The 23,854-nt window shown below is 71.9% G+C and carries 19 protein-coding genes and 4 pseudogenes; 13 read left to right on the forward strand and 10 right to left on the reverse strand.

Annotated elements, in window-relative coordinates:
• Positions 1-13 precede the first annotated feature (13 nt).
• Positions 14-853 carry a hypothetical protein gene (locus IPK37_07740; GenBank protein ID QQS02215.1) on the reverse strand — a complete coding sequence of 280 codons (840 nt, stop codon included), beginning with the start codon at positions 851-853 and terminating at the stop codon, positions 14-16.
• A 340-nt stretch (positions 854-1,193) separates the two neighbouring features.
• A pseudogene (locus IPK37_07745) lies at positions 1,194-2,234 on the reverse strand (YihY/virulence factor BrkB family protein).
• A 603-nt stretch (positions 2,235-2,837) separates the two neighbouring features.
• Here IPK37_07745 and IPK37_07750 point away from each other — a divergent pair.
• The 3 genes from IPK37_07750 to IPK37_07760 all read left to right on the forward strand — a co-directional run bounded on the left by IPK37_07750 (position 2,838) and on the right by IPK37_07760 (position 5,261).
• On the forward strand, positions 2,838-3,905 hold the full coding sequence (locus IPK37_07750) for a DUF2183 domain-containing protein (protein ID QQS02216.1): 1,068 nt from the start codon (positions 2,838-2,840) through the stop codon (positions 3,903-3,905).
• A gap of 120 nt (positions 3,906-4,025) precedes the next feature.
• Positions 4,026-4,886 carry an Fpg/Nei family DNA glycosylase gene (locus IPK37_07755; GenBank protein QQS02217.1) on the forward strand — a complete coding sequence of 287 codons (861 nt, stop codon included), beginning with the start codon at positions 4,026-4,028 and terminating at the stop codon, positions 4,884-4,886.
• A 24-nt stretch (positions 4,887-4,910) separates the two neighbouring features.
• Positions 4,911-5,261 (forward strand): rhodanese-like domain-containing protein, encoded by a 351-nt coding sequence (locus IPK37_07760; protein QQS02218.1) that lies wholly within the window; start codon positions 4,911-4,913, stop codon positions 5,259-5,261.
• A 24-nt stretch (positions 5,262-5,285) separates the two neighbouring features.
• On the opposite strand, the gene IPK37_07765 is transcribed toward IPK37_07760, so the two are convergent.
• The 3 genes and pseudogenes from IPK37_07765 to IPK37_07775 form a co-directional block, all read right to left on the reverse strand.
• Complete coding sequence (locus IPK37_07765) at positions 5,286-6,140, reverse strand: NAD-dependent deacylase (GenBank protein ID QQS02219.1); 855 nt, start codon at positions 6,138-6,140, stop codon at positions 5,286-5,288.
• Positions 6,137-6,511 (reverse strand): annotated as a pseudogene (locus IPK37_07770) (nuclear transport factor 2 family protein). The gene IPK37_07765 and the pseudogene IPK37_07770 overlap by 4 nt, the downstream one beginning before the upstream one ends.
• A 213-nt stretch (positions 6,512-6,724) precedes the next feature.
• Positions 6,725-8,473, reverse strand: a complete 1,749-nt coding sequence (locus IPK37_07775; GenBank protein ID QQS02220.1) for a DUF222 domain-containing protein — start codon at positions 8,471-8,473, stop codon at positions 6,725-6,727.
• A gap of 239 nt (positions 8,474-8,712) precedes the next feature.
• Between IPK37_07775 and IPK37_07780 the strand changes: the two genes are divergently transcribed.
• Positions 8,713-9,924, forward strand: coding sequence for an ATP-binding protein (locus tag IPK37_07780; GenBank protein ID QQS02221.1), 1,212 nt, complete (start codon positions 8,713-8,715; stop codon positions 9,922-9,924).
• A gap of 54 nt (positions 9,925-9,978) precedes the next feature.
• Here the strand turns inward: IPK37_07780 and IPK37_07785 are convergent, their stop codons facing one another.
• Positions 9,979-11,430: an MFS transporter gene (locus tag IPK37_07785; GenBank protein QQS02222.1), complete on the reverse strand. Its 1,452-nt coding sequence runs from the start codon at positions 11,428-11,430 to the stop codon at positions 9,979-9,981.
• Positions 11,431-11,486: 56 nt separating this feature from the next.
• On the opposite strand from IPK37_07785, the gene IPK37_07790 reads away from it, so the two are divergent.
• The 5 genes from IPK37_07790 (at position 11,487) to IPK37_07810 (ending at position 14,806) form a co-directional block, all read left to right on the forward strand.
• Positions 11,487-12,092, forward strand: coding sequence for a TetR family transcriptional regulator (locus IPK37_07790; GenBank protein ID QQS02223.1), 606 nt, complete (start codon positions 11,487-11,489; stop codon positions 12,090-12,092).
• 51 nt (positions 12,093-12,143) lie between these two features.
• Positions 12,144-13,115 carry a squalene cyclase gene (locus IPK37_07795; protein QQS02224.1) on the forward strand — a complete coding sequence of 324 codons (972 nt, stop codon included), beginning with the start codon at positions 12,144-12,146 and terminating at the stop codon, positions 13,113-13,115.
• Positions 13,116-13,126: 11 nt separating this feature from the next.
• On the forward strand, positions 13,127-13,768 hold the full coding sequence (locus IPK37_07800) for a GNAT family N-acetyltransferase (protein QQS02741.1): 642 nt from the start codon (positions 13,127-13,129) through the stop codon (positions 13,766-13,768).
• 24 nt (positions 13,769-13,792) lie between these two features.
• A complete protein-coding gene (locus IPK37_07805) occupies positions 13,793-14,140 on the forward strand; it encodes a YrdB family protein (protein QQS02225.1) in 348 nt (115 codons plus the stop codon).
• 315 nt (positions 14,141-14,455) lie between these two features.
• Entirely contained in the window at positions 14,456-14,806 is a 351-nt protein-coding gene (locus IPK37_07810) for a VOC family protein (GenBank protein ID QQS02226.1), read from the forward strand.
• A gap of 58 nt (positions 14,807-14,864) precedes the next feature.
• On the opposite strand, the gene IPK37_07815 is transcribed toward IPK37_07810, so the two are convergent.
• Positions 14,865-15,866, reverse strand: coding sequence for an RNA polymerase subunit sigma-70 (locus IPK37_07815; protein ID QQS02742.1), 1,002 nt, complete (start codon positions 15,864-15,866; stop codon positions 14,865-14,867).
• Complete coding sequence (locus tag IPK37_07820) at positions 15,850-16,260, reverse strand: glyoxalase (GenBank protein QQS02743.1); 411 nt, start codon at positions 16,258-16,260, stop codon at positions 15,850-15,852. Before IPK37_07820 ends, IPK37_07815 begins: the two co-directional genes overlap by 17 nt.
• Positions 16,261-16,449: 189 nt before the next feature.
• On the opposite strand from IPK37_07820, the gene IPK37_07825 reads away from it, so the two are divergent.
• Complete coding sequence (locus IPK37_07825; GenBank protein ID QQS02745.1) at positions 16,450-16,998, forward strand: DUF4334 domain-containing protein; 549 nt, start codon at positions 16,450-16,452, stop codon at positions 16,996-16,998.
• Positions 16,999-17,059: 61 nt separating this feature from the next.
• Here the strand turns inward: IPK37_07825 and IPK37_07830 are convergent, their stop codons facing one another.
• Together IPK37_07830 and IPK37_07835 are read right to left on the reverse strand one after the other, a co-directional pair.
• Positions 17,060-18,508: a DEAD/DEAH box helicase gene (locus IPK37_07830; GenBank protein ID QQS02744.1), complete on the reverse strand. Its 1,449-nt coding sequence runs from the start codon at positions 18,506-18,508 to the stop codon at positions 17,060-17,062.
• A 119-nt stretch (positions 18,509-18,627) separates the two neighbouring features.
• Positions 18,628-19,737, reverse strand: a complete 1,110-nt coding sequence (locus IPK37_07835; GenBank protein ID QQS02227.1) for an AI-2E family transporter — start codon at positions 19,735-19,737, stop codon at positions 18,628-18,630.
• Between the two features lie 192 nt (positions 19,738-19,929).
• Between IPK37_07835 and IPK37_07840 the strand changes: the two are divergent.
• The 3 genes and pseudogenes from IPK37_07840 (at position 19,930) to IPK37_07850 (ending at position 23,740) form a co-directional block, all read left to right on the forward strand.
• Positions 19,930-21,489: pseudogene (locus IPK37_07840) on the forward strand (NAD(P)/FAD-dependent oxidoreductase).
• Positions 21,486-22,668: pseudogene (locus IPK37_07845) on the forward strand (zinc-binding dehydrogenase). The pseudogenes IPK37_07840 and IPK37_07845 overlap by 4 nt, the downstream one beginning before the upstream one ends.
• Positions 22,669-22,813: 145 nt before the next feature.
• Complete coding sequence (locus IPK37_07850) at positions 22,814-23,740, forward strand: SDR family oxidoreductase (GenBank protein QQS02228.1); 927 nt, start codon at positions 22,814-22,816, stop codon at positions 23,738-23,740.
• Positions 23,741-23,854: the final 114 nt, after the last annotated feature.

The following is a 23,854-nucleotide window of genomic DNA, read 5'->3' on the forward strand; positions in this document are numbered from 1 at the left end:
GTCCTCGGGCGGATCAGGCCTGGGCGCCCGGGGACCGCTGCGGCGCGGGCGCGTCGTCGTACGCGCTGCGCAGTTGCGCGCGCAGGACGCTCCCGTCCAGTGCGTGGGCGCGTTGGCGGAAGGCCGATCCGGCGGCCCGGCGCTTGGCCGCCTCCGGCGCGTAGCTGCCGATGCGGCGGGCGATCCCGACGTTCTGGGCGCGGGCGCCGCGCGAGCCGATCGTGTCGAGGTCGGCGCGGGTGACCAGGGTGCGCTCGCTGAGGTAGGCGGCGAGCAGGCCGGCGTCCCACTGGACCCCCTCCGCGGGGGAGTCGAGGGGCGTGGCCTGCACGACGGGATAACTCGCCTGGTCCGAGAGGGTGGGCGACGCGGCCGGCACGGTGGCCAACGCGGCCGGCAGGGTGGCCGGCGCGGCGATCGTGCCGCCGCGGACAGCGGTGGCGGCCAGCCCGCCGGGCAGCACGGCGAAGTGCGGCCGGTCCGTGCGCGCCGCGGAGCCGGTCTGGGCTGTCGTCGTGGCGACACCGGTGATGACGGTGGGCCGTGCGGCGACGGTGACTCCAGGGGCCACGGTCGTGCCGACGTTGCGGCGTCGGTGCGAGCGTGCGGCCACCGTCGAGACGGCCAGCCAGACGAGCCCGGCGAAGGTGAGCGCGACGAGCGCGGCCGAATACCAGCCCGGGGTCACCGGAAGCAGGCAGGCCGCGTTGCCCGCGACCAGGGCGCCCGAGACGAGGAGCGCCATCTGGCGGGCCCGCAGCGAGTCTTCGGTGAGCCCCGCGAGTTGGCCACCCGCGGCCGCCGCGGCGAGCGCGCAGCACGACAAGGTCAGCAGTACGAGGTGAATCGACATCCCCAGGTCCTCCCCCCGCCGGCCGCACCCCCGTGCTCCGACGTCGTCCCCTACACCGCCAGGACGCATCCCCATGCGTGCCGGGCGGGGAAGACCGCCAGCGTGACAGCGGCATCCCCCGCCGCTGTCAGACGGTCGTTCAACACCAGCGTACAAGGACCCCCGGGAGGCGCCAAACGCCTCGGCGCCCCGATGTACACAACATCGGGGCGCCGAAAGCTTGGCTGCACTGCGTGCGGCTCAGGGGACCTGAGCTGCGGGGATGCGCGGGTCAAGCGCGCTGGCTGTCGCGGGTGCTCGCGTCGCCGTCCTTGTCCCCGTCCTTCGCGGGGGGTACGACGCCGGCGGCCTCGGCCTCCAGGCGGAGCTGGCGACCCTCCTCGATCGTCTCCTCGCGCTTCTCCAGCTTCTTGTCGCTGGCCTTGGTGTCCTTGGGCGGGAGCTGCAGCGTCTCCTCGGCCTTGATGCCGGACTGGAGCTGCCGGGCCCGTTCCAGCTCGGAATCGACCTCGGCGCCGAACAGCAGCGACAGGTTCGTGATCCAGAGCCACAGGAGGAAGACGATGACGCCCGCCAGGGCGCCGTACGTCTTGTTGTAGCTGCCGAAGTTGCCCACGTAGAACCCGAAGGCCACGGAGGCGACGATCCAGACCGCGAGGGCGACCAGCGCGCCGATCGAGAGCCACTTGAACTTGGGCTGCTTCACGTTGGGGGTGAAGTAGTAGAGCATCGCGATGATCAGCACCACGATGGCGAGCACCACGGGCAGCTTGGCGATGTCCCAGACGCGCGCGGCGCCCTCGCCGAGGATCGCCTCAGCCAGGCCGCCGGAGACCACCAGCGCGACCATGACGAGCGCCACCATGAGCAGGATGACGGCGGTGAGGCCGAGCTGCAGCGGGCGCAGCTTCCAGATGGGACGGCCCTCGTCGATCTCGTACACCCGGTTCATGGCCCTGCCGAAGGCCCCGACGTACCCCGAGGACGACCACAGCGCGCCGAGCAGACCGAACACGAGCGCGAATCCGGCCGCCTTGGTGTTGACCATCTGCTCGATGACGGGCTTGATCTGCTCCAACGCGTCGGCCGGGGCGAACTGGCCCACCAGGTCCAGCATCGAGTTCACGGTCTTCTGACCGTCCCCGAAGATGCCGATCAGGGAGATCAGCGCGAGCAGTCCGGGAAAGAGCGCCAGCACCGAGTAGTAGGTCAGAGCCGCGGCCTGGTCCGTGCATTGGTCGTTGTTGAACTCCTGGAAGGCCTTCTTCGCCGTGTATTTCCAGGACGGTTTGCTGATGTCCGGGGGAGAGTCGACCTTCGCCGGGTCATCCGGTTCCGGCGCCGTCTGTGCCTTGTCGACGGCCGCGCCTTCGGGCTCCATGCCGCTCCTCGATTGCGACGAAAGGGTATTCGTCGCGACTGTACCCGCGTGTCGAGCGGACCATACGTCGTCGAGGCCGGCGGTGTGCCGGCAGGTGACGCCGACGGGCTTGCCGGGCGTGGTGTGGGAGCGGTTGAGCGGCGACCGATGCGGGCGGCAGTGGCGCGGGTCCTTCGGGGCCTGGTCACGGGGTACGGAGTCTCGGGCGTGGCGGCTGCGGTCGGCGTCGTGGTTGTGCGAGCACCGGTCGGGACGTGGCCCGCGGGTCGAGGCACGGCCCGGGCTGGTCTGCTTGTGCATGTCAGCCGCCCACACGATACGTGTCACCCCGGCGAGTTGAGCTCGCGGGCATCCTGCCCTTGTCCACGGAGGTTCCTTCCGCCGCTGGTCCGCCCCGGGTCCGTCCGGGTGTGTCCCGGGTCCATCCGGGACTGGCCCGGATCCGTCCGGGTCAGCTACCCATCGGCACGGCGGGACCCGGCCTGAGCCCGCGGCGTCGGGCCGCCTAACGGTGCTAACGCCAAGGTCAGGCGCGGCGGCGGCCAACGGCGTCGAGGGTTGCTCGGCGTCGCGTTCGGCCTGTTGAGCGGCTACGTTGGTGCCATGGCTCGTCCCCATATCGCCGCGGTCGTCGAGGACGCCTGGCACGGTCAGCTCAACGGAGTCCTCGTCGGACGTGGTTGGAAGCCGCGGGTGATCGCGCACACCGGTTACGGCTCTACGGCGTTCGTGCGCGTCCTGGCCCGGATCGTGCTGTCGCGGCACAGCCTCGACGCCGCGGAGACCCGCGCGGACGAGCACGAGGAGATCGCGTTGGAGCCGGAGCGCGAGGTGCGCGGCTGGCGCGCGTTCGTGACGGCGCAGGCCACGGGCCTCAACGTGAGTGTGGAGGTGCAGGGCCGCACGTATCGCACCACGACCGACCGGAGCGGGTACGTCGACGTCACGATCGACGACCACGACCTGCCCGCCGGCTGGCATGAGGTGTCGGTGACCCCCGAGGGCGGCCGCGCGCAACGGGTCCCCGTCGTGATCGTCGGCGACGACGTACGGTTCGGGGTGGTCAGCGACATCGACGACACGGTGATGATCACCGTGCTCCCCCGAATGTTCATCGCGGCGTGGAATACGTTCGTACGCCATGAGCAGGCGCGCCACATCGTGCCCGGCATGGCGCCGCTGTATCGCGAGCTCCTCGCCGACCACCCCGGGGCGCCGATCTTCTATCTGTCGACCGGCGCGTGGAACACCGCGCCGACGCTGACCCGCTTCCTCAAGCGGCACGGCTATCCCCTGGGGCCGCTGCTCCTCACGGACTGGGGGCCCACGAACACCGGCTGGTTCCGGTCCGGTCAGGACCACAAGCGCGAGAATCTGCACCGGCTCGCCAAGGAGTTCCCGGACATCCAGTGGGTGCTGGTCGGGGATGACGGCCAGCACGACCCGAAGATCTACGGCGCGTTCGCGCACGACCGCCCCGATGTGGTGCGGGCGATCGCCATCCGCGAGCTCACCCCCGCCGAGCAGGTGCTCAGCCACGGTCTGCCGGTGTCCAACGAGGAGTTCGCGCCGCGGACGGTGCACGGCGAGGTGCCGGTCGTCCGGGCCGGCGACGGCTACGGAATCCTGCCGAAACTGCAGCGTCTGCTCGCGGTTCAGGCCGGCGACTGAGGGCCACCCGGCGTTTCGCCGGGGGCTCCAGGTGTCGGTCGGCGGCCGTCGGCGGGATCTGTTGAGGTCTCGCTAGGTGCCTCTCGGTTAATCGCTAGAGACGACTAGAAGGAGGTCGCGATGCCCGAGCTGCCGGAGGTCCAGGCCCTCGCCGAGTTCCTCGACATGAGGCTGCCGGGCCTCGCCGTCGCGGGGGTCGAGGTCGGCTCGGTCGCGGTGTTGAAGACGTACGACCCACCCCCGCAGGCGCTGGCGGGCTCGATCGTGGAGTCGGTCACCCGGCACGGCAAGTTCCTCGACATCGACGTGGACGGGCTGCATCTGGTGTTCCACCTTGCGCGGGCGGGGTGGCTGCGCTGGTCGGACTCCCTGGCGGCCACGACGATCCGCCCCGGCAAGTCACCGATCGCGCTGCGGGTGCGGATGTCCGACGGTTCGGGCTTCGACCTCACCGAGGCGGGGACGAAGAAGGGTCTGGCGGTCTATCTGGTCGCGGACCCCGCGACGGTCCCTGGGATCGCGTCGCTGGGGCCGGATCCGCTCGGGACCGAGTTCACCCGTGAGGCGTTCGGGACGCTGCTTGCGGGGAGGAACAAGCAGATCAAGGGGCTGCTGCGGGACCAGTCCGTGATCGCCGGCATTGGCAATGCGTACTCGGACGAGATCCTGCACGTGGCGAAGATGTCGCCGTTCGCCGTGGCCGGCAAGCTCGACGAGGCGTCGGTGGATCGGCTGTACGAGGCGTTGCGCGCCACGCTCGCCAAGGCGGTGCTGGCCGCGTCCGGCAAGCCGGCGGCCGAACTCAAGGACGCCAAACGCGGCGGGATGCGGGTGCACGGTCGGGTGGGTCAGCCTTGCCCCGAGTGCGGTGACGTGGTGCGGGAGGTGTCGTTTGCGGATTCGGCGCTGCAGTACTGCGCCACCTGCCAGACCGGCGGCAAGCCGCTGGCGGATCGTCGGCTCTCGCGGCTGGTGAAGTAATCGCCGCGTCGGCAGGATGTGCGCATGACGAACATCCCGGTCGAACCGCAGCCCGACGTACCCGCCGTCAACCACGACGACCTTCCCGACAACGCGCAGCTGGTTGACGTCCGGGAGCGCGACGAGTGGGACCTGGGGCACGCGCCCGACGCCATTCACGTGCCGCTCAGTCAAATTGAGTCGCGCCTGGACGAGCTGCCGACCTATCGCCCGCTGGTCATCGTCTGTCGCAGCGGCGCCCGGTCGGGCCGGGTGGTGGCCTTCCTCAATGCGTCGGGGTACGACGCCGTGAACCTCACCGGCGGGATGCTGGCCTGGAAGAACGCGAACCGCCCGCTGACCCACCTGGGCTCCGGCACGCCCGAGGTGCGCTGAGAAGGATATTTGCGCCGTCGGGGGTTAGACGCGCAGGGCGGCGACCAAAGCGGGGAGAGCGTTTGCGGCGGTGGCTCGCCACGCGTGGTCGACGTCCGGGGTGAGGGCGGTGTCGACGGGGTTGATCTCCACCACGGGTACGCCGTGTCGCGCGGCGACGCCCGGCAGCGCGGCGAAGGGATAGACGATGCCCGACGTGCCGACCACCAGCACCAGGTCGGTGTCGCGGCACGCATCGGTCGCCGCGGCGAACTCGCGCTCGGGGAGCGCCTCGCCGAACCACACGACGCCAGGGCGGACCGGGTGCTGGCAGCGCGGGCAGGCGGGGGGCTCACGGCGCGGCGGGGGATCGTCGGGGTCGGGCAGTTCGATGGCGTCGGTGTCGTAGGGGGCCGCACAGCGCTCGCAGCGGAAGGCGAACAGGCTGCCGTGGACGTGGGCGCGAACTTCGCTCCCGGCGCGTTCGTGCAGGTCGTCGACGTTCTGGGTGGCGATGGTGAGGCGCCGATTCGGGAGTGCGGCCCACTGGGCCAGGGCGTCGTGGCCCGCGTTGGGTCGCACGCGGCGGACGAGCGCGGCCCGCCAGGCGTACCAGGCCCAGACCAGCTCGCGGTCCCGCCGCCAGGCCTGGGGAGTGGCGAGCTGCTCGGGGTCGTACCGGGCCCACAGTCCGGTCTGGGCGTCGCGGAAGGTGGGTACGCCGGACTCCGCCGACATCCCCGCGCCGGTGAGCACCGTGACGCTGCGGGCCGCGCGGGCCAGGTCGGCGACGCCGTCGGGAACGGGCTCGGGTACGGAGGACGAAGACGGAGACGCAGGCGCAGACGCGGACGGGGAGCGGTCGTGGCCGGCGGCTGGGGGCGGGGCTGGTGCGGTCATGGCAGCACGGTGCCCTGGTGGCGGACGAGTCGCCAGCCGTCGGGGTCGCGGCGCCTCAGCGAGGTACGGCGGGCGCGGCGCTCACCCGGCGTACCGGCCCCGCGGACCGAGTCCCACCGTAGGGCGACGATGCCCTCGGCCACGACCTGCCCGGTCAGGTCGTGAACCTGGATGTCGTGAGTCTGGATGTCGTGGACCTGGATGCTGTGGATTGCGGCGGCATCCGCGTTCTCGGTGGTGAGGAGTTGGAGGGTCGTCTCGCGGTTCCAGACTGTTCCGGATGCGCCCACCTCCTCGAAGTCGGGAGCGAGGAGCTCGGCGAGGCGCCGTGGGTCGGCGCGCGTGGCCGCGCTGAAGCTCTCGTTCGAGAGCGCTGACCTGCTCCACGTCGGGGTGGCCGCTTGCTGTGGTCACCCCGGCAGGCTAGCGAAGACGGGTCGAGGCACGCGCCGTCCTGCTTGGGCGAACAGGCTTGATTGGGCCGTCTGGGTATGTCTGAGCGAAACTTTAGATATTGCTATATGGGGGCATCGGAGCCCTGGGTGGGCCTGCGACCGGCGTGACCTCGACCGGGGAGACCGCGCTCACGTTCGGGGCGGCCCGGCGCCGCCGGAATCGCCTGCTCCACCGGGTTCACCGAGCCCGCCGGGTCTACCAGGCCCCCGGGACACGCTCGACCGTCGTGGCACGCCGGGCTCACGTGGTACGCCCGGCTCAGGTCTCCCACCGCGGTCGCTCTCGCGGATCGACTCGGGCGCGCCGTCGCGCCGACTCGGCCCGGAGCTCTTCGGCCGCGGGCCAGTACCTATCGGCCCGCGCGAGGGTCTCGCCGCCCCCTGGTCGGCCCCCCTCGAGGGCGGACGAGACCCCGTCGCGGGTTGCCGTGGGTGGCCAGCTGACGCCGCCCTACCGGGTGGTCTTCCCGAGGGCGGACTCCCTTGGGGGGAGGTCATGGCGGCGCCGTCGCCGCTGGCACTGGCCGGGCGGTCGCTCGCCCTGCCGTCCTCGGATCCGGTGGAGCTTCGTGGGTGGGACCACCGCACCACGCCGTCGGGATCCACGCGCCCGACGTACCCCTTTGCGTGCACCACCGTGTGGTGGTGCCAACAGAGCAGCGCGAGGTTGTCGAGGTCGGTGCGGCCGCCGTCGAGCCACGAGACCAGGTGGTGCGCGGCGCACCACCCGGCCGGGCGGGTGCACCCGGGGAACGTGCAGCACCGATCCCGATGCGCGAGGGCGCGACGTTGTCCCTGGCTCGCCAGTCTCCGCTCCCGGCCGAGGTCCAGGAGTTCGCTGTCGGCGCCTAAGACCGCGGGGATGATGGCCGCCTCGCAGCAGAGGCGGCGGACCGCGCTCGCCGGAAGGGGCTGACCGCCGGCGTCGGTCCCGTACCCCAGCCCGGCGACGAGGCTGCTCAGGGTCATCGTGACGATGACTTCGGCGGCGCCGCCGCTTCTCACCTCGCCGGTGTTGAGCAGCGTCGGGTCGTTCGCGACGATGCGGCACATCTCAACGAAGGCGTCGGCGCGTCGCTGGCCGGCGGTGCGTTCGTCGCGCTCCAACACCCGGCCGTGGGCGTCCACGGCGGCGGGGAAGGGCGCAGCGAGAATGGCTATCGCGGCGTCGACCACGGAACGGTCGGCGTTGCCGAGTGCCAGCGTGCAGACGTTGCGGTCGTGCTGGTCGCGGCGCCAACCGGTCATCTCGCGGTGGTCGTGGGCGTGCCGTTGCCGGTCTTCGAACTCACCCTCGTCGCCGTAGTTGGCGATGACCGCCTCGCGAGCGGCTCGGAGCTCACCCGCGGAGGCGCCGGCACGCGCGGCAGCGACCATGGCCCCGATGGCGGTGGCGGCGACGGGAGCCGGCACCCGAGAGGCGATGAGATCGAGGTCGGCCCGGAGGGCGGCCGCGACGGGGACGGCGATCGCCCCACTCGTGACCGCGGCGCGGTAGGCGCTCATGTCGGGATCGGTCCGAACGGCGTAACGGGCCACCTCCGCGTACCGCTTCGCCGCGGCAGGCGACATGGGTGCGCCCGCGGCTGCAGCCATCGCTCGCACCCAGTCCGCCGGGCTTCGCCACGCCGAGCCCGCGATGAGTCCGCGGCTCTCCGCCTCGATGACCAGCGCCACCGTGAGGCCCTCGGCCAACGCTCGGAGGCGGACCACCTCGCCGAACAGGCCCGTGACCTCGGCGGAGGGTAGCGCGAACCAGCTGTCGGTGGCCCCGGTCATGCTGTTGTTCGCGGCGGCGATCGCCGTCTGGGCGGCAAGCACCGACCCGAGCGCGGTGTGCTCCTCGATCGCCATGCCCCAGTCTTTCAGATCGAACACCTATCGCACAATGACTTCACACTTAATTGTGTCTCATCAGATCTCTGTCCGATAGAAATCTGCTGTCCCAGAGAGGAATCGGCGCCCGCGGCCACGGAGTGACCCTGGGCACGCTTCTAGGGCGGGGACTCGCCCAGCTGAAACGGCGCGGTGGCCACGCGCCGGCGCAGCCGAGCCCGATGATGCGGCTCTCTGCGCGCCTCTCGGCGTACCGCTAGAAAGCCGAATACTGTCCTCCCGTGGACCCGATTCGGAACCCCTATGCCCCTGGCGCCGGCCAGCGCCCCCCCGAGCTCGCCGGCCGCGACGAGCAGCTGCGAACCTTCGACGTGGTCCTTGAGCGAGTCGCCAAGGGCCGCCCCGAGCGCTCGATCGTTCTCACCGGCCTTCGCGGCGTCGGCAAGACCGTGTTGCTCAACTCGTTGCGGAGTTCGGCAGTCCGCGCCGGTTGGGGGACAGGCAAGTTCGAGGCCCGGCCCGACCAGACGTTGCGTCGTCCGGCGAGCGCGGCCCTGCACGTCGCCGTGCGGGAGCTGGGGCACCCCAGCGGCGACGAGGTCGACCACGTGCTCGGCGTGATCAAGGCGTTTGCCCTGCGCGATGCCGCGCCGAGCGCCAAGCTTCGCGAGAAGTGGCAACCGGGCATCGACGTACCGGCCATATCCGGCCGCGCGGACTCCGGCGACATCGAGATCGACCTTGTCGAATTGCTTACGGATGTCGGGGGATTGGCGCAAGACGTGGGTCGCGGGGTGGCGTTGTTCATCGACGAGATGCAGGATCTCGGCGCGGACGACGTCTCGGCGCTCTGCGCGGCCTTCCACGAGATCAGCCAGAACGGGCTGCCGGTCATCGTGGTCGGCGCCGGGCTGCCGCACCTGCCCGCCGTTTTGTCGGCCAGCAAGTCGTATTCCGAACGGCTGTTCCGCTATTCGCGGATCGATCGGCTCGATCGGGGCGCCGCGGAGGCCGCCCTGCAGGTGCCGGCGCGCGAGGAGGGTGCGGAGTTCGCCGGGGAGGCCCTGGAGGCGATGTACGTCGCGACGGGTGGCTACCCGTATTTCATCCAGGCGTACGGCAAGGTCGCCTGGGATGCCGCCCCCGCGTCGCCGATTACGGCACACGACGTACAGGTGGCGGCGCCGGAGGCCGAAGAGGAACTGGCGGTGGGGTTCTTCGGGAGCCGGTACGAGCGGGCGACGCCGGGGGAGCGCGAGTACCTGCGCGCGATGGCGGACGTTGCCGCCGAGATGCGTACGGCGGGTGAGGAACTCGACGAATCCGAATCCGTGCCGACCGCTCGGGTCGCCGACCAACTGGGCCGGAAGCCGCAGTCCCTCTCCCCGGCGCGCGACGGTCTGCTCAAGAAGGGCCTGATCTATTCCGGGGAGCGCGGCCGCATTGCCTTCACGGTGCCGCATTTCGGCAAGTACCTGCTGACGACGACCTGACCGTCGTCCTCGTCGTCGCCGCCGCAGCGGCCGCACAGTTTCGGCCGTGATCTCCTAACCGGCAGTCAGCGCCTCGGTGTCGACCTCCTCGCGCAGGGGCGGGAGCAGCAGGGCGAGGAGCGCGAGAAGCACCAGCAGTCCGGCGCCGATCAGGAACGAGCGGTGGAATCCGGCGGTCATCGCCCCGGCCATGTCGCCGGTCCGGGCGAGGACGTCGGTCCCATGTCGCACGGCGATGGTGGACAGGCCGGCCACGCCGAGCGCGCCACCGACTTGCTGCATCGTGCCCGCCAGCCCCGACTCCGTGCCGGCGGAGTGCTGGGGAGCGGACCCGAGAGCCGCGACCATGAGCGGGATCATGCACAGGCCCATCCCGACGCCGGTCGCCACGAGCGCCGGCAACTCCTGCGCGACGTACGACCCGCCCACGGTCGTGCGTAGCCACAGCAGCTGACCGCCCGCGCCCAGGAGGGCGCCGGCCAGCACGAGGTTGCGGCCCCCGAGCACGGGCATGAGCTTCATGGCGACGCCCGTGCTGAGGGCGAAGGTGAGACCGAAGGCGGTCCAGGACAGACCGGTGCGCAGCGGCGACCAGCCCTGCACGAATTGCATGTACTGGGTGCCGAAGAAGAACATCGCAAACAAGGCGGCCGAGGCCACCGCGATGCTCGCCATGGCCACGCTGTAGGTGCGGTCGCGGAAGGCCGACAACTGCAGCAGGGGAGCCTTGGTGCGGGACTCCTGCACGACAAAGCCCACGAGCAGTACGCCGGCCGTCGCGAGACCCACCAGGGTCTCAGGATCACTCCACGACCCATGCGTCGTACGGATGACCGCCCACACGAGCGCCACCAGTCCCGCGGTCACGGTGAGTGCCCCCGGGAGGTCGAGGGAGCGTCGGTCGAGGGTCTCGCGGACGGCCGGACCCGAGCTCAGCAGCAGACCGACGAAGAGCAGGCCCATGGGCAGGTTGATCAGGAACGCCCATCGCCAGCCCACCGTGTCGGTGATGATCCCGCCGAGCGTCACGCCGACGACGCCGGAGATGCCCGTGACCGCGGCCCATCCGCTCAACACCTTCGAGCGCGCGGCCGGCTCGGTGAACGTGGCCAGCAGTAGCGCCAGGGCAGCCGTCCCCAGGATGGCCGCGAACAGGCCCTGGGTACCGCGCGCAGCGACCAACTGGCCAGGGGTCTGAGACAGGCCAGCGAAGAGTGAACTGACGCCGAAGCCGACCAGCCCGGCGAGCACGATCCGACGCCGACCCAGGAGGTCGATGACCCGGCCGCTGGCCAGCATGAGTCCGCCGAAGACGACCATGTACATGTCAACCACCCAGGCCAGGTCGCCGCCGGTGAATTCGAGATCGCGCTGGATGTGGGGGAGCGCGACGTTCACGATCGTGTCGTCCATGACCAGCATCAGCTGGGAACCGAGCGCAGCCAGCGCGAGGAGCACCGGACGGGCCGGTCCGGTGCGAATGGGGGAGGGCGGGATTGCCGTCATGGGACCTCCTACGGAGCGGTATTCCTACGATTGTAGGAGAAGTTAGCATGGCGGCTATGGCGTCCGCGAAAGCCTCTTCCCCTCGGTCTTCCGGAGATACCCGGAATCGGCTCCTGGAGGCCGCGGTCGATGTGCTCGCCGAGCTGGGCATGGGTTCCTTCACCCACCGGATCGTCGAGCAGCGCGCCGGCGTCTACCACGGCGCCACCACGCACTTTTTCGGCAGCCGCGACCAGCTGGTCGACGCGGTCTTCGGGCACCTGTTCGCGCTCGATCAGGACGCCGTCCGACGCCAGCCCGAGGTCGCACCGGCTCCGGAGACGGTGAGCGATCCCGGTGTCCTGCGCGCGTCGTTGCGTGCGGGCGCGCGAGCACTGCTCGACGGCCGTCGGGAGGCGTTGGCGCGGTACGCCCTGGTCGTGCACGCGGCCCAGGAGCCACGACTGCAAGCGAGTCTCGCCCACTGGCGGGGCGCGATCGTCATGGCGACGGCGCCGGTCATGGCGTTGCTCGGCGCGCGTGACGCGGAGGGCGCTGCCCGGGTCTTCATCGCCGGCGTGGACGGCCTGCTCCTGCATCGCTTGTCCGCACCGTGGGGCGTGACGGATGCCCAGCTCGACGCCATGGTCGACGCCTTGTTGGCAGGGTCTCTGGGGCTCTGACCGCGCCCACCCAGGAGACGGCTGTCAGTGTCTGGCCCTAGCCTCCGCTTCATGACGACCGAACAGAGCGAGGCGGTTCTCAGCTGGCTGCTCGCGGGCGATCCCGCGATTCGGTGGCAGGTGATGCGCGACCTGGCGGACGCCCCCGAGGCCGAATGGCAGGCCGAGCGGCAGCGCGTCGAACACGAGGGATGGGGGGCCGCGCTGCTGGCCTGCCAGGACCCCGAGGGCACCTGGGCCGGCGGCGCCTGCTTCCCGGGCGACTTCTCCCGCGAGCTGTACGAGCAGGAGGGGCAGCCCTGGACCGCCACGATGAACGCCCTCGCCGATCTCACGGCGTACGGGTTGGATCCGACGACCGAACGGGCTCGCGCGATCGTCCGGCTGGTCGGCGAGCACGGGGTGTGGGAGTACGACGGGCTGCCGTACTGGGGCGGCGAGGTCGAGGAGTGCATCAACGGGCGGACCGTCGCCGCGGGCGCCTACTTCGGCGTGGACATGACCCCGCTGGTGGAGCGGCTGCTCGGGGAACGCCAGCCGGACGGCGGCTGGAACTGCGAGCGCGCGACCGGCTCGACCCGCTCGTCCTTCCACTCGACCATTGACGTGCTGGAGGGGCTGCTGGAGTGGGAGCGGCAGGGCGGCGGTACGGCGGCGTCGCGCGCGGCTCGCGAGGCGGGCGAGGAGTACCTCCTGGGCCGGCGCCTGTTCCGGCGGCGCTCGACGGGCGAGGTCGTCGACTCCGACTTCCTGGAACTGGGGTTCCCGTGGCGGTGGTACTACACCGTGCTCCGCGGCCTCGACCACCTGCGCCGGGCCAGCCAGCTCACGGGCTCGGCGCCGGACCCGCGCGCCGCCGAGGCGATCGAGCACCTACGCAGCCGGCAGCTACCGGACGGGCGGTGGCTGCTGGAGTGGCAGCCGCGGGGCCGGGTGTGGTTCGAGATGGAGCCGGTGGGGGAGCCGTCGCGGTGGGTCACGCTGCACGCCCTGCGGGTCCTGCGCTGGTGGGACTGCTCGTGAGCGGCGACGGCATGACGGCGCTGACGATTCGCCCGGCGAACGAGGCCTCCTGCGCCGACCTCGATCGCGTCATGCGCGGGGAGGCGGCGACGTGCCAATGCCAGCGGTACCGGCTGGAGCGCGGCGAGAGCTTCGGGCAACAGCCCGTCGAGGAGCGGCGGCACCGGCTCCACGACCAGACCTCGTGCGGCGACCCCGAGGCGCCGGAGACGTCCGGGCTCGTCGCCTACCTCGACGGCGAGCCGGTGGGGTGGTGCGCGGTCGCGCCCCGGTCGTCGTACGGAGGTCTCGTCCGCAACGCCAACCAGACCGCCTGGCGCGGCCGTCACGAGGACCGCGCGGATCCGACCGTGTGGGCCGTGACCTGCCTGTACGTCGTGCGCGCGCACCGCGGCCACGGCATCAGCCGTGAACTCGCCCGGGCCGCACTGGAATTCGCGCGGTCTCGGGGTGCCCGGCTAGTGGAGGCGTACCCCGTTACGGAGCGGGGACTCACCTGGGGCGAGGCCCATCCGGGGCACCTCAGCGCGTACGAGGCTGCGGGGTTCACCGAGGTCCACCGCCCGTCGAAGCGCCGCGCGGTGGTGGCGTCCGCGCAGGTCAAGGACACCACCGGCGGCCTGGTCACGAACCCCGCGAAATCCTCGGGGTGAGGCTGGCGGCCTAGCATCGGAGGCATGGCGGACGACCGCGACATGACCGGCTGGCATCTCGTCGCGTTCCTCGGCGAGCTGGTCATGTGGGCCGCTGCGGAGTGGGGCGGCTGGGCGCTCGCCTCCGGACCGTGGCGGTGGCTGGCGGCCATCGTGGCGTTGGTCGTCGTGATCGTCTTGTGGTCGGTGTGGGCGGCGCCGCGTGCGCCGCGACGGCTCGCCCTGGGGCCACGGCTGGTATTCATCGCCGTTCTGGGCGGCGCGGCGTCGATGACGTTGTGGTCGGCGTCAGAGGGGCGCGGAGCGATCGGGACAGTCCTCGCGACGGTGGCCGTCGTGATAGCTCAGGCCAGGGACGCGCGACGGCCCTAGGCGCCCTCGGGATGCGCCGCATGTCCCTCGGCGCTGACGAGTCGATGATCACCGCGGCAGACCCTTGCCTTCGGCGTCCCGCCTCGACTGCCTCCACTCCCTCACAATTGCGGTTGCCGCTCACCGATGCGGTCACAACCACCACCGTGAGCGCCCAGCGCAACCGTGACTGAACCACGCACTGGCCGCTCGCGCTCACCGTTGCGGGTAGCGCTCACCGATGTGGCTATAACCGCAACGGTGAGCGGCTACCGCAACCGTCACCCGGCTCAGCGAGCGGCGACGGCCGGGGGTACGGGGTGCCACACTCGCGCCATGAAGGCGATCGAGGTCATCACCAACCTGCACACCGACGACGTAGAGCGGGCCAGAGGTTTCTTGGCCTACCTGGGCCTGACCGAGGACGGGATGAACCAGGGCTGGGTGGCCCGCTTCGTCTCGCCCGACTCGGGAGCCTGCGTTCAGGTGGTCACCCGGGACGCGACCGCGCCGGAGGATTCCGCCCTGACTGTCAAGGTGGACGACGTCGACGGGGCGTACGCCGAGGCCCAGCGCCGCGGCTACGAGATCGTGCACCCGCTGACGGACGAGCCGTGGGGCATCCGGCGATTCTTCGTCAGGAGCCCGGATGGTCAGGTGGTCAACGTCGCGCAGCACCGCACCTGACGCCGTACGCCGTATGCCGCGGGCCCACCAGCGCGACCACGTACGTCGTACGAGTTGGTCAGCCCGCGGCGTCCTCGAGGACCAGCGGCAAGCCGGCGAGGCGGAAGAGGTGAGGCTCGAACCAGCCCACCACCGCGTCGACCCGCCCGGACGGCCCGACGTGCAGGGCCTGGAGCTGGAACGCCTCCCACTGGCGGCCCTTGCGCAGGTACATCCCCACGGCGGGGCCCGCGTTGACGCGGGTCCGCCGGAACGCCAGGTCGCCCGCCGCCTTGGCGGGGCAGTGCGTCCAGGAGAGTACGGCGGCGTCGCGGGCGCCCGCGTACCACCGGTCGAACGGCGGCATCTGCCACGTCGCGTCCTCCGCGAGGGACGCCTTGACCGCCTCGAAGTCGTGGCGCTCGAAGGCGTCCACGAAGGCGTCGACGGCGGCGGCCTCCACCTGCTCGTCGACCGAATCGGCCGGCTCGGCAAGGCCCTCGCCGATGGTCGCCCGGCCGCGTTGCAGCGCCGAGTTGATCGACGCCACGCTCGTGTCCAACGTCTCGGCCGCGTCCGCGCTGCTGTACCCGAGGACCTCGCACAGCAGCAGCGCCGCCCGCTGGTTCGGGGTGAGATTCTGCAGCGCGGCCGTCCACGCCAGCGCGATGTTCTCCCGGCCGAGCAGCTGCTCCTCGGGCGTCGGGTGGGCGCTCTGCCACAGCATCGCCTCCGGCATCGGCTCCACCCAGGCGACGTCGTCGCGCCGCTGCAGCGCGGCGGAGGGGTCACCGGCGGGGGCGCCGAGGCCGGTGGGGAGCACCCGCTTCGAGGCGGACGACAGCGCCGACAGGCACGTGTTGGTGGCGATCCGATACATCCACGTCCGGACCGAGGACCGGCCGTCGAAGGAGTGGAACGCCCGCCACGCCCGCAGGTAGGTCTCCTGGACCTGGTCCTCCGCGTCCACGGCGGACCCCATCATCCGGTAGCAGTGCGCCAGCAGCTCACGCCGCAGGGGCGCGGTCGCCGCCTCGAAGTCGGTGCTCACGACGTACCTTCTTTCAGCCGAACGTGCCAGCCGCCCGGGCCTTCTCGACGTCCATCCACATGATTTCCCAGATGTGGCCGTCGGGGTCGGCGTACGAGCGGCCGTACATGAAGTCGCCGCCCTCCTCGGCGCGCACCTGCGTGCCCCCGGCCGCCACGGCACGGTCCACGAGGTCGTCCACGGCCTCGCGGCTGTCGGCGGACAGGCAGGTCAGCACCTCGTGGTGGCCCGGCTGGGCCAGCTGCGCCTTGTGGAACTGGTTGAAGAAGTCGCGCTGGAGCAGCATCGCGAACAGGTTCGGGCCGAGTTCGAGGGCGAGCGCCGTGCCGTCCTGGCACATCTCCTCGTTGAAGGCGTAGCCCAGTGCGGTGAAGAACGTGCGGCTGCGGTTGGTGTCGGCGACGGGCAGGTTGACGAAGATCATCTGGTGGGTGCGGGTGGTGGTGGCCTGCTCAGACATGACGGTTGCCTTTCGCTGCGGGCGGCCCCGGCGGCCGCTCTCACCCGTACAGACCGACGTGGGTCCGCAGAATCATCGCCGTCCGATCGAGAATTTGGCGCGCAGGTGAAATCAGCGGCGCCAGGAGCGCGGTACAACGGTCCGGTGGATTCCGTGGATGCGTTGGACCAGCTGGCAGCGCTCGAACCGGCCTGCTCGCGTCAGCAAGCAGCGACCTTCTTCGCGAGCCTGCCGCCCGCGCGGGCCGAGGCGATCACGGGGCGTTGGCGCGGTCGGGAGCTGGCGACCGGGCACCCCTGGGATGGGCTGTTGAGCGCGGCCGGTTGGTACGGCAAGCAGTTCGACGGGCCCGAGGCCGTGCACCCGCTGCTCCTCCGGGACCCCTCCGGCCAGGTCTTTCCGGTGGACCCGCGCTGGGTGCCGCTGGGGCTGGCGCGGCGGGTCTCGCCGGCTCTGGTGGGGCGGGGGCGCGGGCTCCTCGGGCTGGTGCGGCCCGCGGTGCGGGCCCACGGGTACGGCGCGCGACTGCGTCACCTCGAGGACCACGGGGTGGTGACGGCGGCCATGATCTACGACGACCTGCCGATCATCGACGTGTTCCGGCAGGTGGCCGAGGACACGCTGATCGGGCGGATGGACTATCGCGCCGAGCCGGCGCCGCTGTTCTTCGTCCTATCCCGGGACGGGAACGACGAACGGTAACGGCTCAAGGCCGCGACCGTACGGCGCGGCCGGTGGCGCGGAACTGGCACAGAGGACCGGGTCAGGCGGTGCGCTGGACTGGAGCCTGGGTGCGGGGGCGGGTGGCCCGGCGCGGACCCGAGGTCCGCTGAGCGAGCGGCTGTGCCTGACCGGCGTCCGTGCGCTGCCGCGGGGGCAGGCCCTGTCGCTGGCCCTGGCTCGCGTGCTGCCCCTGGCTGGCCCGCTGCCCCTGACCCGGGCGCTGGTCTTGACTCGATCGCTGAGCCTGGCCCGATCGCTGGGCCTGGCCGGATCGCTGGGTCGGCGCCTGCCGCGGGGCGCGGCTCTGATGCGCCCGCTGGGCGTGCCGGGCGCGGCCGCTCTCGAGCGGCACGGCCTCGGCGGACCGGTCATCGGCGGTGCGCTCGACGCGCACTCCGGCCTTGCGCAGCAGCGCGGCGACCTCGCCGGCCTGCGCGTCGGTGGCCAGCGTCACGACGGTGCCGGTGGCGCCGGCGCGGGCCGTGCGGCCGGACCGGTGCAGGTAGGCCTTGTGCTCGGTCGGCGGGTCGGCGTGGACGACCAGGCCGACGTCGTCCACGTGGATCCCGCGGGCGGCGATGTCGGTGGCGACCAGCGCCCTCGCCTGACCGCCGTGGAAGGCGGCCATGGCCCGGGTCCGGGCGTTCTGGGACAGGTTGCCGTGCAGCTCGACCGAGGGGACCCCGGCGTTGTTGAGCTGCTTGGCGAGGCGCTTCGCCCGGCTCTTGGTGCGCGTGAACACGACGGTGCGATCGCTGGTGGCGGTCAGGTCCACCAGGGCCCCGACATGGCCCGTTTCGGCCACCCGCAGGACGCGGTGCGTCATGGTGCTGACCGGGGACTGCGCCGAGTCGGCCTCGTGCGTGGCGGGATCGTGCAGGTAGCGGCGGACCAGCCCGTCGACGGCCTGGTCGAGCGTGGCCGAGAACAGCAGGCGCTGCCCGGTGGCGGGCGTCGCATCGAGGAGCCGTCGGACCACCGGCAGGAAGCCGAGGTCGGCCATGTGGTCGGCCTCGTCGAGGACCGTGATCTCGACTGCGTCGAGGCGGCAGTGTCCCTGGCCGATGAGGTCCTCCAGGCGGCCGGGGCAGGCCACGACGATGTCGACGCCGTCGCGCAGGGCCCGGACCTGGGGGTTCTGGTTGGTTCCGCCGTACACGGTCCGGGACCGCAGCCGCAGCGCCCCGGCGAGGGGCGCGAGGGCCGCGTCGATCTGGTCGACGAGTTCGCGGGTGGGCGCCAGGATCAGCGCGCGCGGCCGGCCCGGGCGGGGCCGCGCGGGCGCCGCGTGCAGCCGGGCGAGCAGCGGCAACAGGAACGCGTACGTCTTGCCCGAGCCCGTGCGGCCCCGGCCGAGCACGTCGCGGCCGGCGAGCGAGTCGGGCAGCGTGGCCGCCTGGATAGGGGTGGGGGTGGTGATGCCGCGCTGGGCCAGAACGGCCGTCAGCGCGCCCGGCACGCCGAGCGTGCCGAAGGTGCAGGTAGCGATGATGAAACTCCGAAAGATCAGGTGTCGGTCGGTTCCGCGCGGCGCTCTGGCGCTCGCGGCGAGAGGCTTCGACTCGAACGGTGGCGCCCGGCCGAACGGCCCGGGCGTGCACGTCCAGTCTACTCGACGGCACGATCGACCGAATCCGCGGTCCCGTCCGGGGCTGCCGCGGCGGGTTCGTCGGGCCGCTCTCGGGACCGTACGTCGAGCTCCGGCGCCCCCTCGGCGCCGCTCGCGCGGGCCTCGAACCAGCCTTTGCGCATGGCCACCAGGACGCCGGCGACCGGGACCGCCAGGAACAGGCCGCTGAATCCCAACGCCATGCCGCCGCCGGTGGCCAGCAGCAGCGTCACCACGGGGTGGAAGCTCATCGCCCGGCTGAGCAGCAGCGGGGAGAGCACGTTGCCCTCCACCTGCTGCACCAGCAGCACGACGATGAGGGCCCAGATCGCGGTCTTGATGCCGCCGGAGAACAGCGCGATGCCCACCGCCACGGCTCCCGCGGTGGTGGCCCCGATCATCGGGATGAAGCCGAGGATGAACGTGAGCACCATGATCGGCACGACGAAGGGAACGCCGAGGAACCACAGCCCGAGGCCGATGAAGAGGCCGTCGACGAGGCCGGTCGCGGTCGAGGCGAACATCCACCAGCGGGCGGTGCGCAGCCCCGCCCGCATGGCGCCGTCGATCCGGGCCCGCCGCGCGGGGTGAATCGCGTCGAGGACCGACCGCCACAGGTCGTCGCCGCTGGCCAGGCAGAACAGCGTCGCGAACGTCGCCACGACGATGACGGTGACCAGCGTCGACACGGCCGTGATCCCGGTCATGGCGAACGAGCTCACGCCGTTGAAGAACTGCGAAATCGTCCCGCGGAACTGCGTCCCGAGGTTCTGCAGGATCTCGGGGGTGAGCGAGAGCCCGATGTCCTGCAGCCAGGTGTTCGCCGAATCGAGCCCGCTGAGGAAGGACTCCACCAGCCCGGACCAGGACCGCGACAGCTCCACGATGATGAACCAGATGAGCGAGACGATGGCCGCGGCGTACACCGTCACGACCAGGATCGCCGCCAGCCCGCCCGGGAGGAACCGTCGCAGCCGCTTGACGACCGGCCACAGCAGCGCCGTCTGCGCGAACCCGAGGAAGGCCGCCACCGCGACCACCTCGACCTGACGCACCAGCCAGACCACCAGCAGGAACGCCAGCCCCACCCAGAGGATGCGCTGGGCCACCTGCGCCTCGTCGGCCAGCCAAGGGCGCAACCTCCCGCCGGAAGAGGGTAATTCGCCCGAACCACGCGTCTCGGTAGGCACCGCCACACCTTAAGCCGTGCGGCGCAACGCCGGGTGGCGCCAGGGGCGGGAGGATGGGTGAGCCTGCCGTGTCGACGGGGCCTTGGCGGGCGTCCGCAGTGAGGAGCCCGCATGTCCGACCACAGCGTTGACGTCCTCATCGTCGGGGCCGGCATCTCCGGCATCGACGTGGCCTACCGGGTGCAGGAGCGGTGTCCGGACCTGCGCTACGCCGTCCTGGAGGCGCGCGAGGCGATCGGGGGAACCTGGGACCTGTTCCGCTACCCCGGGATTCGCTCGGACTCGGACATTTTCACGCTCGCCTACCCGTTCCACCCCTGGACGGGTGAGAACGCCATCGTCGATGGCGCCGAGATCCGGGCCTACCTGGCGGAGGTGGTCGCCCGCCACGGCATCGACCGGCACATCAGGTTCGGCGCGCGGGCGACCGCCGCGGACTGGTGCTCCGCGCAGGCGCGCTGGCGGGTGCGCGTCGAGACCGCCTCGGCTGGTCCGGGCCCCCATGGCAGCCAGGGCAACGAGGACGTCGAGCACGTCGAGCACGTCGAGCACGTCGAGCACCTCACCGCTCGGTTCCTCGTGGTCTGCACGGGCTACTACGACCCGGACCACCCCTACGACCCCGGCTTCGCGGGCCGCGCGGACTTCGCGGGCGCCGTGGTCCACCCCCAGTTCTGGCCCGAAGACCTCGACTGCCGGGGACGTCGCGTCGCGATCATCGGGTCCGGGGCGACCGCCGTCACCCTCGTCCCGGCGCTGGCCGCCGGGGGTGCCCGGGTCACGATGGTCCAGCGCACCCCGTCGTACGTCCTCGCGCAGCCCCGCCGAGACGCGGTCGCGGACACCGTACGGCGGGTGCTGCCGCCCACCCCCGCGCATCGGGTCGTGCGCGCGAAGAACACGCTCCTGCAGTGGGCGCTCTACCAGGCCTGTCAAGGCGCGCCGGGCCGGATGCGTGACCTGCTCCGGAAGGGCGCCGTGGCGGGGATCGGCTCGCCGGAGGTGGTGGCGGCGCACTTCGACCCGCCGTACGACCCCTGGGACCAGCGCCTCTGCATCGCCCCGGACGGGGACTTCTTCGCCGCGATCCGGGACCACGGGGCCCAGGTCGTGACCGGCGCCATCGAGCGGTTCGTCCCGGAGGGGGTGCGCCTGACCGACGGGCGGACCGTCGAGGCCGACGCCATCGTGACCGCCACCGGCCTGGCCATCAAGCTGCTCGGCGGCATCGACCTCACCGTGGACGGGGCGCCCGTGGACCTGGCGAGCCGGTAGGTCTATCGGGGCGCCCTGCTCAGCGGCGTGCCCAACGCGGCGTTCGTCATCGGCTACATCAACCTGTCGTGGACCGTCCGCGCCGACATGTCGGCCCGCCTCATCGCCAGGATCCTGCGCCGGCTGGTCGATTCGGGCACCGACCGCGTGACGCCGATCGTCCCCAGTGATCCTGGGCCGTCCCACCCGATGATGGATATGCGGTCCGGCTACCTGGCGCGGGCGGCCGGGCTCATGCCGCGGGCCACGGACCGCTATCCGTGGGCCGTCGCGCAGAACGTCCTGCGCGACGGGTGGCACACCAACCGCGCCGACCTTGACGACGGATTGCGCTGGGAAGCAGCGACGCCCGTGGGCGAGACCGCCGGAGTCCGCGCGGGCGGGGCGCGGCGATGAGGGCCGTCACCTGTCACGAGGGCAGGCTCGGCGTCGCGGAGCTGCCCACCCCGAGGCCCGGCCCCGGCCAGGTGCTGCTGCGGGTGCTCCGGTGCGGCATCTGCGGGTCGGACCTGCACGCCCGCACCGACGCCGACGCGAGCGCCGACATCGCCGCCGAGGTGGGCTATCCGGACTTCATGCGCCGGGCCGACACCGTGGTCCTGGGGCACGAGTTCGCGGGCGAGGTCGCCGACTACGGCCCGGACTGCCGGCGCCGCTGGCCGGTCGGCAGCCCCGTCGTCGCGATGCCCGTCCTGCGGCACGCGGGGGACGTGCACCTCATCGGCCTGTCGGACCAGGCGCCGGGTGCCTACGCCGAGTACGTCGTGGTCGCCGAGGACGTGACGATGCCGGTTCCCGGGAGCGTGCCCCCGGAGCTCGCCGCGCTGACGGAGCCGCTGGCGGTCGCCCGGCACGCCGTACGTCGTTCGCACGTCCGCCGCCGCGACGTGGCCGTGGTGATCGGCTGTGGTCCCATCGGCCTCGCGGTGATCCTCATGCTCAAGGCGGCCGGTGTCAGCACCGTCGTGGCCAGCGACTTTCTCCGCCGCGCGCCGCGCGCTCGCGCAGCGCTGCGGCGCCGACCTCGTGGTCGACCCGGGGGCGGGCTCGCCGTTCGAGGCGTACGGCGACGCGGGCGGGCACATCCGCCGGGCCCCGGACTTCTTCGGCCTCGCGCTGGACGCCATGAGCACGCTGCACCGCGCCCCCAGGGTGCCGTGGTGGCACGTCATCCGGGCGGCCGAGCGCGCAGGCGTGGGGGCGCGAGGACCCGTGGTCTTCGAGTGCGTCGGGGTGCCCGGCGTCATCGAGCGTCTGGTCACCGACGCGCCGTACCTCTCCCGCCTCGTCGTCGTCGGCGTCTGCATGCCGCCCGACACGTTCCGGCCCGCGATGGCGCTCAACAAGGAGCTCGAGCTGCGGTTCTCGTTCTGCTACAACCCCGCCGACTTCCGGGAGGCCCTGCACCTGATGGCGGACGGGACGGTGGACCCCAGGCCGATCGTCACGGGCGTCGTCGGGCTGCCGGGCGTGGCGACGGCGTTCGAGGCGCTCGCCGGGGCGCCGGAGCACGCCAAGATCCTGATCGATCCGGCCAGCGCGGCGACGATCCCGACGCCGCTCGGGGCGGGATAGCTGCGCGCCGGCGCCGGTGCCGCGCGAGGCTTCGGCGCCGGACCCGCGTGGAGGCTCCGGCTCCAGACCCCCCGAAAGGGTGGGCGTGGCAGCGCGATTGGCGGGGTAGGGGAGACCCGATCCCTACCCTCGATCCAGGAGCGGCATGTCCACCACGAAGAACGACGCCGACCAGACCAGCACCGACCAGCTCGTTATGCAGGACCCGGTGAAGCGGTACCCCAAGATCACCCCGCCCGAAGAGGCGCTCCCGGGCACCGGGCTCGACTCGGAGATGACCCCCAAGGCCGACCTCGGCGAGAAGTCCTACCGCGGCACCGGCCGCCTGGTCGGGCGCAAGGCCCTGATCACCGGTGGCGACTCCGGCATCGGCGCCGCCACCGCGATCGCGTTCGCCCGGGAGGGCGCCGACGTTGTCATCACCTACCTGGAGCAGGAGGAGTCCGACGCCCAGGACGTCGCCGAGGTCATTCGGGCCGAGGGCCGCACGGTCGTCACCGTCGCGGGTGACCTGCGGGACAAGGGCTTCGCGAAGACGCTGGTCGACACGACGATCAAGGAGCTCGGCGGGCTCGACATCCTCGTCAACAACGGCGGCAAGCAGGTCGCCGTCGAGTCCTTCGACGACATCGACGACGAGCAGCTCGAGGCGACCTACGACGTCAACATCCTGGCGATGTTCCGCCTGGTCCGGGCCGCGCTCCCGCACCTGCAGCCCGGCGCGACGATCATCAACACCACGTCCATCCAGGCCTACCAGCCGTCTCCGACGCTGATCGACTACGCCTCGACCAAGGCCGCGATCAACAACTTCACCAAGGGCCTCGCGGAGGCGCTCGCCGAGAAGGGGATTCGCGTCAACGCCGTGGCCCCCGGCCCGATCTGGACGCCGCTGCAACCCTCGGGCGGCCAGCTGCCGGAGGATCTGCCGAAGTTCGGCCACAAGACCGCGCTCGGCCGGGCGGGTCAGCCGACCGAACTCGCGCCGGCGTACGTCTTCCTGGCCTCCCCGGAGTCCAGCTACGTGGTGGGGGCCACGATCCACGTCAACGGCGGGATGCCCACCCCCTGAGGCGATCTCCCGGCGCACCCCGTTCGTTGGACCGGGGTGCCCCGGGCGCCCTGTGGGCTGCCCGGGCCGGGCCGGGCGGATACGCTCGGGCCTTCCCGCCACGAAAGGACCCCG

It is taken from the genome of Austwickia sp., assembly GCA_016699675.1.
Classification (GTDB): domain Bacteria; phylum Actinomycetota; class Actinomycetes; order Actinomycetales; family Dermatophilaceae; genus Austwickia.